The 13,134-nt window shown below is 67.4% G+C and carries 14 protein-coding genes and 1 pseudogene; 10 read left to right on the forward strand and 5 right to left on the reverse strand.

The annotated features are described in order from the left end of the window. Positions 1-80 precede the first annotated feature (80 nt). From ACZ601_RS12750 to ACZ601_RS12785, 8 genes are all read left to right on the forward strand, one after another. Entirely contained in the window at positions 81-821 is a 741-nt protein-coding gene (locus ACZ601_RS12750) for a helix-turn-helix transcriptional regulator (protein WP_440576218.1), read from the forward strand. Next, positions 818-2,239: a Fe-S cluster assembly protein SufB gene (gene sufB / locus ACZ601_RS12755; RefSeq protein WP_073735375.1), complete on the forward strand. Its 1,422-nt coding sequence runs from the start codon at positions 818-820 to the stop codon at positions 2,237-2,239. Before ACZ601_RS12750 ends, sufB begins: the two co-directional genes overlap by 4 nt. Before the next feature lie 65 nt (positions 2,240-2,304). Then, entirely contained in the window at positions 2,305-3,486 is a 1,182-nt protein-coding gene (sufD, locus tag ACZ601_RS12760; RefSeq protein ID WP_469536418.1) for a Fe-S cluster assembly protein SufD, read from the forward strand. Continuing rightward, positions 3,486-3,803, forward strand: coding sequence for a bifunctional 3-phenylpropionate/cinnamic acid dioxygenase ferredoxin subunit (locus tag ACZ601_RS12765; protein ID WP_024492618.1), 318 nt, complete (start codon positions 3,486-3,488; stop codon positions 3,801-3,803). Before sufD ends, ACZ601_RS12765 begins: the two co-directional genes overlap by 1 nt. 7 nt (positions 3,804-3,810) lie before the next feature. Continuing rightward, positions 3,811-4,575: a Fe-S cluster assembly ATPase SufC gene (gene sufC, locus ACZ601_RS12770; protein WP_327336326.1), complete on the forward strand. Its 765-nt coding sequence runs from the start codon at positions 3,811-3,813 to the stop codon at positions 4,573-4,575. Next, positions 4,572-5,840 carry a cysteine desulfurase gene (locus tag ACZ601_RS12775; protein WP_440576220.1) on the forward strand — a complete coding sequence of 423 codons (1,269 nt, stop codon included), beginning with the start codon at positions 4,572-4,574 and terminating at the stop codon, positions 5,838-5,840. Before sufC ends, ACZ601_RS12775 begins: the two co-directional genes overlap by 4 nt. 20 nt (positions 5,841-5,860) lie before the next feature. Further along, positions 5,861-6,316, forward strand: a complete 456-nt coding sequence (sufU, locus tag ACZ601_RS12780) for a Fe-S cluster assembly sulfur transfer protein SufU (RefSeq protein WP_469536423.1) — start codon at positions 5,861-5,863, stop codon at positions 6,314-6,316. After that, positions 6,313-6,651, forward strand: a complete 339-nt coding sequence (locus tag ACZ601_RS12785; protein WP_056783575.1) for a metal-sulfur cluster assembly factor — start codon at positions 6,313-6,315, stop codon at positions 6,649-6,651. The genes sufU and ACZ601_RS12785 overlap by 4 nt, the downstream gene beginning before the upstream one ends. 303 nt (positions 6,652-6,954) lie before the next feature. Here the strand turns inward: ACZ601_RS12785 and ACZ601_RS12790 are convergent, their stop codons facing one another. The 3 genes from ACZ601_RS12790 to ACZ601_RS12800 all read right to left on the reverse strand — a co-directional run bounded on the left by ACZ601_RS12790 (position 6,955) and on the right by ACZ601_RS12800 (position 9,718). Further along, on the reverse strand, positions 6,955-7,374 hold the full coding sequence (locus tag ACZ601_RS12790) for a hypothetical protein (protein ID WP_469536426.1): 420 nt from the start codon (positions 7,372-7,374) through the stop codon (positions 6,955-6,957). Positions 7,375-7,450: 76 nt separating this feature from the next. Beyond that, the gene (locus tag ACZ601_RS12795) at positions 7,451-9,247 is read right to left on the reverse strand and encodes an alpha/beta hydrolase (RefSeq protein WP_469536428.1); all 1,797 of its coding nucleotides are present in this window, start codon (positions 9,245-9,247) and stop codon (positions 7,451-7,453) included. A gap of 9 nt (positions 9,248-9,256) precedes the next feature. Then, positions 9,257-9,718 carry a hypothetical protein gene (locus tag ACZ601_RS12800; RefSeq protein ID WP_469536431.1) on the reverse strand — a complete coding sequence of 154 codons (462 nt, stop codon included), beginning with the start codon at positions 9,716-9,718 and terminating at the stop codon, positions 9,257-9,259. A gap of 323 nt (positions 9,719-10,041) precedes the next feature. On the opposite strand from ACZ601_RS12800, the gene ACZ601_RS12805 reads away from it, so the two are divergent. Further along, a complete protein-coding gene (locus tag ACZ601_RS12805; protein ID WP_469536433.1) occupies positions 10,042-11,436 on the forward strand; it encodes a DUF3616 domain-containing protein in 1,395 nt (464 codons plus the stop codon). Positions 11,437-11,925: 489 nt separating this feature from the next. Here ACZ601_RS12805 and ACZ601_RS12810 read toward each other — a convergent pair whose 3' ends face one another. Together ACZ601_RS12810 and ACZ601_RS12815 are read right to left on the reverse strand one after the other, a co-directional pair. Continuing rightward, complete coding sequence (locus ACZ601_RS12810; RefSeq protein WP_469536436.1) at positions 11,926-12,078, reverse strand: hypothetical protein; 153 nt, start codon at positions 12,076-12,078, stop codon at positions 11,926-11,928. Next, the gene (locus ACZ601_RS12815) at positions 12,075-12,314 is read right to left on the reverse strand and encodes a hypothetical protein (protein ID WP_440577552.1); all 240 of its coding nucleotides are present in this window, start codon (positions 12,312-12,314) and stop codon (positions 12,075-12,077) included. The genes ACZ601_RS12810 and ACZ601_RS12815 overlap by 4 nt, the downstream gene beginning before the upstream one ends. Before the next feature lie 104 nt (positions 12,315-12,418). On the opposite strand from ACZ601_RS12815, the pseudogene ACZ601_RS12820 reads away from it, so the two are divergent. Next, a pseudogene (locus ACZ601_RS12820) lies at positions 12,419-13,042 on the forward strand (helix-turn-helix domain-containing protein); the annotation flags it as partial. Positions 13,043-13,134 lie beyond the last annotated feature (92 nt).

The following is a 13,134-nucleotide window of genomic DNA, read 5'->3' on the forward strand; positions in this document are numbered from 1 at the left end:
AACCCTAAGTGACGGATTCCACCCTTGATCGTTTCGGACCGTGGTTGTCAGGGCCGAGGGAATTACGCAACAATGGCGTTGTGAAATACGTTGGCGAGGCTCCGCAGGAGGAACTCGCGACCGGTGAGCGCTCGACGCGCAACCGGATCGCGCGCTCCGTCCTGGACCACGGCCCGTCCACCGCCGCCGATCTCGCGAAGCGCCTGGGCCTCACCCAGGCGGCTGTCCGCCGTCAGCTCGACGCCCTCGTCTCCGACGGTGTCGTCGAGGCCCGCGAGCAGCGGGTGTACGGCGCACGGACCCGTGGCCGCCCGGCCAAGGTGTTCGCCCTGACCGACTGCGGCCGGGACGCCTTCGACCAGTCCTACGACGAGCTGGCCGCGGACGCCCTGCGCTGGATCGCCGAGAGCGCGGGCGAGGAAGCGGTCATGGCGTTCGCCCGTGCCAGGGTGGCCGGCCAGTCCGAGGCCTACCGCGCGGCGATCGAGGCCGCGGAGCCCGGCACCCGTACGGATGCGCTGGCCAAGGCCTTGTCCGCCGACGGGTACGCTGCTACGGCGCGCAGCGCGCCGGACCCGCAGCAGGGTGAGCAGTTGTGCCAGCACCACTGCCCGGTCGCACACGTCGCCGAGCAGTATCCGCAGCTGTGCGAGGCGGAGACGGAGATCTTCTCCAGCCTCCTGGGGACCCATGTGCAGCGTCTCGCCACGATCGCCCACGGCGACGGGGTGTGTACGACCTACATCCCGCGCAGCGGTCACCCCACCACGCAAACCACTGATTCAGCATCCACCAGCAAGTCCGGGAGGAACCCCGCATGACGCTCCCTACGGAGACTGCCCACCCTGAGCTCGATGGCCTGGGCACGTACGAATTCGGCTGGGCCGACTCCGACGCGGCAGGCGCGGCGGCCAAGCGCGGCCTCTCCGAGGCTGTCGTCCGCGACATCTCGGACAAGAAGAACGAGCCCGAGTGGATGCTGAAGCTGCGGCTCAAGGGCCTCAAGCTCTTCGGCAAGAAGCCCATGCCGAACTGGGGCTCCGACCTGTCGGGCATCGACTTCGACAACATCAAGTACTTCGTGCGTTCCACGGAGAAGCAGGCGGAGTCCTGGGAGGACCTGCCCGAGGACATCAAGAACACCTACGACAAGCTCGGCATCCCCGAGGCGGAGAAGCAGCGCCTGGTCGCCGGTGTCGCCGCTCAGTACGAGTCCGAGGTCGTCTACCACCAGATCAACGAGGAGCTGGAGGCGCAGGGTGTCATCTTCATGGACACCGACACCGCGCTGAAGGAGCACCCGGAGCTCTTCAAGGAGTACTTCGGCACCGTCATCCCCGTCGGTGACAACAAGTTCGCCTCGCTGAACTCGGCCGTGTGGTCCGGCGGCTCGTTCATCTACGTGCCGAAGGGCGTGCACGTCGAGATCCCGCTCCAGGCCTACTTCCGTATCAACACGGAGAACATGGGCCAGTTCGAGCGGACGCTGATCATCGTCGACGAGGACGCCTACGTCCACTACGTCGAGGGCTGCACCGCGCCGATCTACTCCTCGGACTCGCTGCACTCCGCGGTCGTCGAGATCATCGTGAAGAAGGGCGGCCGCTGCCGCTACACGACGATCCAGAACTGGTCGAACAACGTCTACAACCTGGTGACCAAGCGCGCCGTCGCCTACGAGGGCGCGACCATGGAGTGGGTCGACGGCAACATCGGCTCCAAGGTCACCATGAAGTACCCGGCCATCTACCTGATGGGCGAGCACGCCAAGGGCGAGACCCTGTCCATCGCCTTCGCGGGCGAGGGCCAGCACCAGGACGCCGGCGCCAAGATGGTCCACATGGCCCCGAACACCTCGTCCAACATCGTCTCCAAGTCGGTGGCACGAGGCGGCGGCCGTACCTCCTACCGAGGTCTCATCGAGATCGGTGAGGGCGCGCCGGGCGCGAAGTCCAACGTCCTGTGTGACGCGCTGCTGGTCGACACGATCTCCCGCTCCGACACCTATCCCTACGTCGACGTACGCGAGGACGACGTGTCGATGGGTCACGAGGCGACCGTCTCCAAGGTCTCCGAGGACCAGCTCTTCTACCTGATGAGCCGGGGCATGACCGAGTTCGAGGCGATGGCGATGATCGTGCGCGGCTTCGTGGAGCCGATCGCGAAGGAGCTGCCGATGGAGTACGCCCTTGAGCTCAACCGGCTGATCGAGCTGCAGATGGAGGGTTCGGTCGGCTAGTACGCCGGCAACCAACCGAACCCCCGACATCTGTCCGACCTGAGAAAGCGAGCACTACGACAGCCATGGCTGAGGCTCAGAACATCCCGGTGGGCTCCACCACCACCGGCTCTATCGCGGTGGCCGCCGAGTCGACCGTCGCCACGCGCATGAGCGCGCCCCCGTCCTTCGACGTCGCGGACTTCCCGGTCCCGCACGGCCGCGAGGAGGAATGGCGGTTCACGCCGCTGGATCGGCTGCGTGGACTGCACGACGGCACGGCCGTCGCCACCGGCAGCGGTGTGAAGGTCGCCATCGAGGCCCCCTCGGGTGTCACGGTCGAGACCGTCGGCCGGGACGACGCCCGCCTGGGCAAGGCCGGTACGCCGGTGGACCGGGTGGCCGCACAGGCCTACTCCTCCTTCGAGCAGGCCTCCGTCGTCACCGTCGACAAGGAAGCCGTGCTCACCGAGCCGATCCGGATCGCGGTGCACGGCGAGGGCGGGGTGGCCTACGGACACCAGGTCATCACGCTGGGCGCCTTCGCCGAGGCCGTCGTCGTCATCGACCACACCGGTGACGCGGTGCTCGCCGCCAACGTCGACTACGTGCTGGGCGACGGCGCGAAGCTGACCGTCGTCTCCGTCCAGGACTGGGACGAGAGCGCCGTCCACGTCGGCCAGCACAACGCGCTGGTCGGACGGGACGCCTCCTTCAAGTCCATCGTGGTGACCTTCGGCGGCGACGTCGTCCGGATCCACCCGCGGATCGCCTACGCGGGCCCCGGCGGCGAGGCCGAGCTCTTCGGCCTGTACTTCACCGACAAGGGCCAGCACCAGGAGCACCGCCTCCTGGTCGACCACAACACCCCGCACTGCAAGTCCAACGTGGCCTACAAGGGCGCGCTCCAGGGCGACGGCGCGCACGCCGTGTGGATCGGAGACGTCCTGATCCAGGCCGCCGCCGAGGGCACCGACACCTACGAGATGAACCGCAACCTGGTTCTCACCGACGGTGCGCGGGTCGACTCGGTGCCGAACCTGGAGATCGAGACCGGCGAGATCGTCGGCGCCGGCCACGCCTCCGCGACCGGCCGCTTCGACGACGAGCAGCTGTTCTACCTCCAGTCCCGGGGCATCCCCGCAGAAGAGGCCCGCCGCCTCGTCGTGCGCGGCTTCTTCGCGGAGCTGGTGCAGCAGATCGGCCTCCCGGACGTCGAGGCCCGGCTCCTCGACAAGATCGAGACCGAGCTGAAGGCTTCGGTCTGATGGCCTTCGTCAAAGCCTGTGCGCTGAGCGAGCTGGAGGACGACACCCCCAAGCGGGTGGAGCTCGACGGCACGCCGGTGTCCGTCGTCCGCACCGAGGGCGAGGTGTTCGCGATCAACGACATCTGCTCGCACGCGAACGTCTCACTGTCCGAGGGAGAGGTCGAGGACTGCATGATCGAGTGCTGGCTGCACGGATCGAGCTTCGACCTGCGCACCGGCAAGCCGTCCGGCCTTCCCGCGACGCGCCCCGTCCCCGTATACCCCGTCAAGATCCAAGGGGACGATGTGCTCGTCTCCGTCACCCAGGAGACCTGAGTCACCCATGGCAACGCTTGAAATCCGCGACCTGCACGTCACCGTCGAGGCCGACAACGCCACGAAGGAGATCCTCAAGGGCGTCGACCTGACCGTGAAGCAGGGCGAGACCCACGCCATCATGGGCCCCAACGGGTCCGGCAAGTCCACCCTCGCCTACTCCCTCGCAGGCCACCCCAAGTACACGGTCACCAGCGGCACGGTGACCCTGGACGGCGAGGACGTCCTGGAGATGACCGTCGACGAGCGCGCCCGCGCCGGTCTGTTCCTCGCCATGCAGTACCCGGTCGAGATCCCCGGCGTCTCGGTCTCCAACTTCCTGCGCACCTCCGCCACCGCCGTCCGCGGCGAGGCGCCCAAGCTGCGTACCTGGGTGAAGGAGGTCAAGGAGGCCATGTCCGAGCTCCAGATGGACCCCGCCTTCGCCGAGCGCAACGTCAACGAGGGCTTCTCCGGCGGCGAGAAGAAGCGCCACGAGATCCTCCAGCTGGAGCTCCTCAAGCCGAAGATGGCGATCCTCGACGAGACGGACTCCGGTCTGGACGTCGACGCGCTGAAGACCGTCTCCGAGGGCGTCAACCGGGTCCGTGAGTCCGGCGAGGTCGGCACGCTGCTGATCACGCACTACACGCGCATCCTCAAGTACATCAAGCCCGACTTCGTGCACGTCTTCGCCAACGGCCGCATCGCCGCGTCCGGCGGCGCGGAGCTGGCCGACAAGCTGGAGAACGAGGGCTACGAGGCCTACACGAAGGGTGGCGCTTCCGCGTGACTGACGCCCGACAGGGGCTCTCCGGCCTCCTCGACACCGAGGCGATCCGCAAGGACTTCCCGATCCTGGACCGCACGGTCCACGACGGCAAGAAGATCGTGTACCTGGACAGCGCGGCGACCTCGCAGAAGCCGCGCCAGGTGCTCGATGCCCTCAACGAGTACTACGAGCGGCACAACGCCAATGTGCACCGCGGCGTGTACACGATCGCGGAAGAGGCCACGGCGCTGTACGAAGGCGCCCGTGACAAGGTCGCCGCGTTCATCAACGCACCCAGCCGCGACGAGGTGATCTTCACCAAGAACGCCTCGGAGTCGCTCAACCTCGTGGCGAACATGCTCGGCTGGGCCGACGAGCCCTACCGGGTCGACCACGAGACCGAGATCGTCACCACGGAGATGGAGCACCACTCCAACATCGTGCCGTGGCAGCTGCTCTCGCAGCGCACCGGCGCGAAGCTGAAGTGGTTCGGCATCACCGACGACGGCCGGCTCGACCTGTCCAACATCAACGAGATCATCACCGAGAAGACGAAGATCGTCTCCTTCACGCTGGTCTCGAACATCATGGGCACGATCAACCCGGTCGAGCAGATCGTCCGGCGCGCCCAGGAAGTCGGCGCGCTGGTCTGCATCGACGCCTCGCAGGCCGCCCCGCACATGGTGCTCGACGTGCAGGCGCTCCAGGCCGACTTCGTGGCCTTCACCGGCCACAAGATGGTCGGCCCGACCGGCATCGGCGTGCTCTGGGGACGGCAGGAGCTCCTGGAGGACCTGCCGCCCTTCCTCGGCGGCGGCGAGATGATCGAGACCGTGTCGATGCACTCGTCGACCTACGCCCCCGCGCCGCACAAGTTCGAGGCCGGTACGCCCCCGATCGCCCAGGCCGTCGGCCTCGGCGCGGCCGTGGACTACCTCTCGGCGATCGGCATGGAGAACATCCACCGCCACGAGCAGGCGATCACCGAGTACGCGGTGAAGCGGCTCCTGGAGGTCCCGGACCTCAGGATCATCGGTCCGGCCACCGCGGAGGACCGCGGGGCCACGATCTCCTTCACTCTGGGTGACATCCACCCGCACGACGTGGGCCAGGTACTCGACGAGCAGGGCATCGCCGTCCGGGTCGGACACCACTGCGCACGGCCGGTCTGCCTGCGGTACGGAATTCCTGCGACGACGCGAGCGTCGTTCTATCTGTACTCCACGCCCGCCGAGGTCGACGCCCTGGTGGACGGCCTGGAACACGTCCGGAACTTTTTCGGTTAGACAGCGGCGAGGGTTGACTGGTGAAGCTTGATTCCATGTACCAGGAAGTGATCCTGGACCACTACAAGCACCCCCGCGGGCGCGGCCTGCGGGACGGCGACGCCGAGGTGCATCACGTCAATCCGACGTGCGGTGACGAGATCACGCTGCGTGTGCGGTACGACGGCGAGACCATCGCCGATGTGAGTTACGAGGGCCAGGGCTGCTCCATCAGCCAGGCCAGCGCCTCCGTGCTGAACGAACTGCTGGTCGGCAAGGAACTGGGCCAGGCCCAGAAGATCCAGGCCGCGTTCCTGGAGCTGATGCAGTCCAAGGGACAGCTGGAGCCGGACGACGCGATGGAGGAGGTGCTGGAGGACGCGGTCGCGTTCGCCGGTGTCTCCAAGTACCCGGCCCGGGTCAAGTGCGCGCTGCTCAGCTGGATGGCGTGGAAGGACGCGACGGCGAAGGCGCTGTCCGAAGGGAAGACGGCATGAGCGACAACGAGACTCTCACCACCAAGCCGGCCTCCGAGGAGGAGGTCCGCGAGGCGCTGTACGACGTCGTCGACCCCGAGCTGGGCATCGACGTCGTCAACCTGGGCCTGATCTACGGCATCCACGTGGACGACGCCAACATCGCCACCCTCGACATGACCCTGACGTCCGCGGCCTGCCCGCTGACCGACGTCATCGAGGACCAGGCGAAGTCCGCCACCGACGGCATCGTCAACGAGCTCCGGATCAACTGGGTCTGGATGCCGCCGTGGGGCCCGGACAAGATCACCGACGACGGCCGCGAGCAGCTGCGCGCGCTGGGCTTCAACGTCTGAGTCCCACCCGTACGACCCGAACGGCCCCCGGCGCGAATTTGCCGGGGGCCGTTCGGAGTTACAGCTACGCCGGCGGGTCGTCCTGCGTTGCCGTCGAGGTGGCCGGCAATCGGTAGCAACGCGATTGGACGGTGACCTCCAGCATGGCCGGGGACTCTTCGGCCTTGACTTCTTCCTCGTGGTAGTCCTCCGAGCAGGGCATCGTCATCGGCCCCGGCTCCGTGACCGTCCCCGCGCTGTCCATGGCGCGGAACCGATCGGCACAGCAGGGCCTCTCGCGCCTCGCCCGCCCTGGGCGGTCACCTATTTTGGTCGATAGCAAGCTGATTCGACGGTGACCTCCAACAGGGGCGGGGAGTTGCCGACTTTGCTCGCTTTGTGCAGTCGTACGTCGACTGCGAATTCACGCCCCCTGGACTCCGCGATGATCTGCGGACTGTTGAGCTGAGATCCGTCCCTGCCATCCTTCACGATCTTCCAGCCATCTTTCGGGAGCTCAACCCGCAGACGTTCCACGCCCTTTTGCATATCGGCAAAGGATGCCTTGTAAATGCTCCAGGGGTGACTTTCGCGGTACACCTCTTCTGCGGAGTCGTAGTCCGAACAAGGTGACGTCATCGCACCCGTCTCCGTGACCTTCCCCTTGACGTCGAGCATCTCAAGAATCCGGCTGGATGTTCTCTCGGTGTCCGCCTTCACGGTATCGCTGTCCCGCGTCTTCACCGCCGCCTCCTTTCCGTTCGAACACGCCATCGCCAGGGCGCATATGGTGACAATGAATCCAAGTTTCGAAATTCGCCTATTCAAGTATCACCTTGTCATATTTACCGGCGATGACGGCTGCCTGATTACGCAGGCTGAGGGAGTTGTCGTCGTAGAATCCGGTGTGCCCGCCGGCGTCGCTCGCCATGATCTTCCCGCCGAAGGACTCGTCGGTGGGAATGATCCCGTTGTCACCGAGTCCCATAAATCGACCGCCCTGCCGGACCATCTGATCGTCCCAGGGGGCACCCATGGCCCACACGTGGTCGGCTCCGGCGCCCAGGTCCGCCGCGCGATCCGCCTGGACACCGGGACTGCCCGCGAAGACGTAGTCGTCGGCGGCCTGGGGGTCGTCCCAGCTTCCCGACTGCGCCGAGACGCCGACCACCGTGCTGCCGTAGCTGTGCCCGACGACAGTGGTGTGCGCGCGATTGCCGTCGTCCGCCTGCTGCGCGACGCCGTTCCCCTGCAGGAAGTCGTGGAGTCGTGGGCCGCCCTCTGCCGCGTACTCCCCGCGTGTCGCCTGCGGAATGACGTTGTCCGGCACGTTGTAGTCGAGCCATAAGACGGTGGAGACGTTCTGGTCAGGATTGAGGCGGTGACTCTGGGCCCAGAGTCGTTCGACACGACCGAGGTCCCCTTCGACGGATTCCAGGCTCGCTTTCGTACCGGGCACCCAGACGCCCACATGATCGGCGGTGTCCGGATTCCCGTTGGCGAGAATGATTTTCCCGTCCCCGAGGCCGGTGGGATCGAAGCCGAGCAGATACGCCTCGGGAAGCCCGCCCTGCCCCGTCCGGTCAAAGCGGTCCTGGATGGCGACTGCTCCCTTCAGTACGCCCTCGATCCTGGCCTTCTTGTCCGCGTATTTTTCGTGCCAACGCTGCCATTCCGGGCTGATGAGGACAGCGGGGTAGCCTCCGCTGGTATTGGGGGTGTACTTGGCCGGCTCCTTCGGAATGGCGTTCAGATCCAGCTGGTATTTCGCCGTCGTCTCGTCCAGAACCATTCTGTTCGCGTCGTCACGAATGTCGGACGGGAGGCCGTTCATCGACCCGATGGCATTCGGATGGACGGCCAGATAGTCGGCCCGCTGCTCCGGGGTGAGGTTCTTCCACCACTCCGCGTTCTCCTCGGGGGTGGCCTCCTTCGGCGGGCCCTTGATGCTGTCCAGGTAAGGGTCGGCGGCCTTGAGCACCCCACCCCGGTCGGACGTCACGTCCGTCCAGTCCCGGTTCGAGACCACCAGGTCGTCGTCGGCCTGGAGGGCACGGAGCTTCGGTGCCCACTTGGCGTCCGCTTCCGTGGCTTCCTGCAACGCATCCGCTATCCGGTCGGCATAGCCGATGGCCGCACCGTAGTGCGGGTTCGGGTGAATGCTCGCCGCCTGGCGGTCCAGGGCGTCGGATGTCGGATTGCCTCCGGCGCTGCCGGTCACGGTGCCGCCCGCGGCGTCCTTCTCCTCGCCAGGCTTCCTGCCTGCCGGAAAGCCGACCGAACCGTCCGCGTGCACCGTGCAGTGGTCAGCCTGCGCGTCCTCGATCGCCGCTTCCAGCTTCCGTTTGGCCGAAGCCATATCGAACGCGAAGCCGTTCAGTGCGGTGCTCACCAGCCCGCACTCGGTCTGTACGTACTGGAAGTTCTTGGACAGCCCGGCCAGTTCCCCAAGGGCTGCCTTCGCCGTCGCGCCCGCGAGCTGGTTTCGTATCCCCGCGGAGATCTGGTTGTCGACGGTGTCCTTGGCCGCGTTGGCCATCTCGTCCGTCGCCCGGTACGCGTCCGCGGCGTCCTCGAACTCCGACGGCTTGAGCGCCTTCAGCGTCGCAAAGTCCATGTGCCCGGATCACTTCCCCTTCGGCTGGCCGCCGACGGCCGGGGTGTCCGTGTACTTGCTCTTGAGCGCGTCCAGCTCAGTCTTCAGTGACTCGTCGGTCTTCGACAGGTCACGCCCCGAAGACGCGAGAAGCTCACCCAGGGACGTGCAGCGCTTGCGCACATTCGCCACGTACTTGTGCCAGGAGGTGTACAGCTCCCGCTGGGCCGCCGCGCTCAGGCAGCCGGCCGCTTCGCCCAGCCCCTCCTGCCCGTCCTCAAGTTTCGTCAGCGCGGAACCGACCGGCACCGCGAGGCCCTTGGTGGAGTCGCCCGCCTGGGTCCATGCCCTCTTGGCCGACTTCAGGTCCGCCGACGTGTTGGCTCCGGGCGTGCCGCCCCCGACGCCGTCCTGAAGATGGTTCAACTGCATGTGCGTCGGCGGTGTTGCCCCACCGGACTTGAGCTGCTCCCACTCGGCCCGTGTCGTCACTGCGTCCTCCCCGTGTCCCCGTATCCCCTGGGCCTGTTCCCGCGTTAGGGCTGCCCGAGGGACCAACGAGCGACATCATTCCCGGATCGGCGAGCGCAATCAAACACATGTCTACTCGGGGCGGGCTCATTCGCACCCGCCAACTCCTTTTGTTGAAACGCAATATGACGCAACATCACGACGACGCCCCGGCCCCACGACAGACACCGCCACGAGCCGACGGCCGTCCGGCGTTGTTCGCCTGCCGTACCCCCGGCGTCCGCCTGCCGTTGGCGGGAGAATCGGAACCTACTTCTCGACACCACGCCGACGAGAGGCACACCGTGCTGCATCAGCTTGTCCTCCCTCACCGCCGGACCGTCGCCGCCGCGGGAGGTGCGCTGGCGCTGGCCGCCCTCGGGCTCGGCGCACCCGCGCACGCCGCGAGCTACGGGACGCCGACGATCACGCTGTCGTCCGGCTACCTCTCCGGGGCCGTCGGCGCGACCGCCGACCCCGTGGTGACGGTCACGGTCGGGCAGAGCGGCGCCGATGTGTCCGCCCTCGGTGTGGCGGCATCCGCCAGCTCCAAGTCGTCCGTCGCCGCGACCGGCGATGTGACGGTGACCGGCACGGGCGCCACCCGTCAGCTCCGGGTCGCCGCGCACGCCCGCGGCTACACCGACCTCACGATCAAGGTCACCGGCCTCGGCGGCAAGACCGCCACCAAGTCCCTGCACTACGCGGCGTCCGCCGCAGTCCAGAACGCGGCCGACACCCGCTACCTCACCGGCTCCTCGGACGCCTCGGCCGCCGTCGACGTGGGCGGCGGCTACGTGGTGGTGGCGGACGACGAGACCAACACCCTGCGCCTCTACGACAGTTCGGTGTCAGGCGCCCCCGTCCGCACCTGGGACGTCGCCTCGAAGCTGGGCGTCTCCAAGGAGGTCGACATCGAGGGCGCGGCCCGGGTCGGGAACACGATCTACTGGACCGGTTCGCTGGGCAACAACAAGGACGGCGAGTACAAGTCCGACCGCAACACCGTCTTCACGACCACGGTGAGCGGCTCCGGCGCCGCCACTCAGCTGACCGTCGGCGGGAAGTACAAGAAGCTCCGCGACGACCTGGTCGCCTGGGACAAGTCGAACGACAACCGCTACGGCTTCGCGGCGGGCACCAAGGACGGCGAAGTCCCCAAGCAGATCGACGGGTTCAACGTCGAGGGCCTGGAGTTCGCCCCCGGCTCCACGACCACCGCCTACATCGGCTTCCGCGCCCCGCTCGTCCCGCCGAAGGGCGGCGGCAAGGCGCTGATCGTGCCCGTCACCAACTTCGACAAGGTGGCCGGCTCAGGAGCGAAGGCGACGATCGGCACCCCGATCGAGCTGGACCTCGGTGGCCTCAGCATCCGCGACATCCGCAAGAACTCCGCCGACCAGTACCTGATCGTGGCCGGTTCCTGGGCGGCGGACGACAACTCCGACCCGTACGCCCTCTACTCCTGGGACGGCATCGCGGGCCACGCACCGGTCAAGCGGCTCGACCTGCCGACCGCCGACCCGGGCGGCTGGGAGGCCGTCGTCACCGTCCCCGACCTGAACACGCCCGGCGCACGCGCCCAGCTGATCACGGACGCGGGCTCTGCCGACCTGTACGGCGACGGCACGGAGGCCAAGGACCTCGACCACGACGAGTGGAAGAAGTCCCGCGCCACCTGGTTCACCGTCAACGGCTGATCCGGAGCACCGAACCCCAGGGTCCGCCCTCCACACGGCCGTGCCCGCCGGTCCGCCCGGCGAGCACGGCCGTTTCGTCTGCCGTCGGCGTCGCGCCCCGACCGCAGGCGCCGCCCGGCGAACGTCACCAGCAGGCCGAGGGCAGGGTCGACCACGGTGAACACGTCGGGGCACCCGGACTCCAGCCGAGCCATCGCGTGATCCTGCTGGCCAAGGTCGTCGCCCCAGGCCCGGAGCGTGTCCCGGATACCGGAGCTCTGACGGATAGCAGTCCGCACGTCCCTACCGCCGCCGGACCGTACGGAAGGGCACGCGGCGTCAACCCAGTCCCCGAGCCGGTGCGCCTGCCGCCGCATCCACCGCAGGGCGAGCCGGCGATTCCTCACCACGGCCCCGCCGAGCGACACCGCGCGCTGCCCCGTCGTCGCGGTGACCTCCACCGCATAGCCCGCGCCGGTCACGCGGCACGCTCCCCACCCGGGCGTGGAATCACGGCCGTTCCCCGTGCTCGGCCGCGAGATGCCGCCTACGCAGCACCCGACAGTCGGTCGCCCGGCTCTCGTCCCTCACGCGCCGGGCCTCGGCCTCGGCCGCATCGAGATCCTGGCACTCACGGCACTCGGCGTCGCTGTTGGAGTTCATGCCACTTCCCCCCGGCTCCTGGCGTTCTCGTATGCGGTACGGGCGCGGAGCCGCTCGTCGCGGGTGGCGGGCCGGACGTACTCGGGGAGGGCTTCCCACTCGGGCCCCCCGCCGATCGGCCGCAGTGACCAGTAGGGCCCGGAGACCCCTCGGAACTCCCCGACGCGGTCGTTACGGCCCCGGTCCACCAGGATTGCCCCGGCGGGCGGGAGTTGGGCGCGCTTCTGTTCAGGCATCGCCGCACCTCTCTGTAGTCGTTCCACTACCAAGGGCGTTCAGCGTGGCCTAGGGTTTGAGTGTCTTCAACTAGGCAGATGCGAAGGAAGGGTTCAGCTGCGGCATGGTCAATCGCAAGGAGTTAGCCCCTGAAAGCAGCCCGCAGGCGGCCTACGGGGCGCACGTGCGCAGGTTGCGTGAGGCTCGCGGGTGGAGTCAGGAAGACCTGGCCACGCGCATGGGATATTCCAGCCAGCACATTTCCGCCGTCGAAACTGGTCGCAAACCGCCAACCCTCCGGTTTTCGCGTAAGGCGGATGCGGTCTTCGGGACCGTCGGAGGGGACGATTCACTCGAAAACAAGTGGCGCGAGATCCGGCACGGCAGCCTGCTGGAAGGCTTCCCGGAGTACGTGGCGCATGAGGGGCGAGCCGCAGAGATCAGGCTGTACGAAGTCGGCATCATCCCTGGGCTGCTCCAAACACCCGAGTACGCGGCGGTCCTGGCCGCTAACGCGGTGAAGCGGGGCGCCATCACGCCCGAGCAAGCAGACGAACGCGTGGCGCTGGTCGTGGATCGGCAGGCTGCTCTTGTCCGCATGCCCCTGCCGCTGGTGTTCGTTGTCTTGGACGAGAGCTGCATCCGTCGGGCCATCGGGGACGCTGCGGTCATGGACGCGCAGTTGGATCGCTTGGTGGAGTTCGCTCGACAACCGAACACCGTCTTTCAAGTGGCTCCGTTCGCCCTAAGGGCTGTCCCGCAAAGATCTTGAAGCCGCCTCGGGCATGGCGGCCGCCTTGCTTATCCGGCGAGGGCGAGGTTGTGCATCCGGGCGATGCC

This window comes from Streptomyces sp. NPDC104307, from assembly GCF_055584045.1.

What these genes read in the sequence shown, in the direction of transcription:
- sufB (WP_073735375.1), top strand. Translation starts at nt 818, where the DNA reads ATGACGCTCCCTACGGAGACTGCCCACCCTGAGCTCGATGGCCTGGGC.
- sufD (WP_469536418.1), top strand. Translation starts at nt 2,305, where the DNA reads ATGGCTGAGGCTCAGAACATCCCGGTGGGCTCCACCACCACCGGCTCT.
- ACZ601_RS12765 (WP_024492618.1), top strand. Translation starts at nt 3,486, where the DNA reads ATGGCCTTCGTCAAAGCCTGTGCGCTGAGCGAGCTGGAGGACGACACC.
- sufC (WP_327336326.1), top strand. Translation starts at nt 3,811, where the DNA reads ATGGCAACGCTTGAAATCCGCGACCTGCACGTCACCGTCGAGGCCGAC.
- ACZ601_RS12785 (WP_056783575.1), top strand. Translation starts at nt 6,313, where the DNA reads ATGAGCGACAACGAGACTCTCACCACCAAGCCGGCCTCCGAGGAGGAG.
- ACZ601_RS12795 (WP_469536428.1), bottom strand. Translation starts at nt 9,247, where the DNA reads ATGGACTTTGCGACGCTGAAGGCGCTCAAGCCGTCGGAGTTCGAGGAC.
- ACZ601_RS12810 (WP_469536436.1), bottom strand. Translation starts at nt 12,078, where the DNA reads ATGAACTCCAACAGCGACGCCGAGTGCCGTGAGTGCCAGGATCTCGAT.
- ACZ601_RS12815 (WP_440577552.1), bottom strand. Translation starts at nt 12,314, where the DNA reads ATGCCTGAACAGAAGCGCGCCCAACTCCCGCCCGCCGGGGCAATCCTG.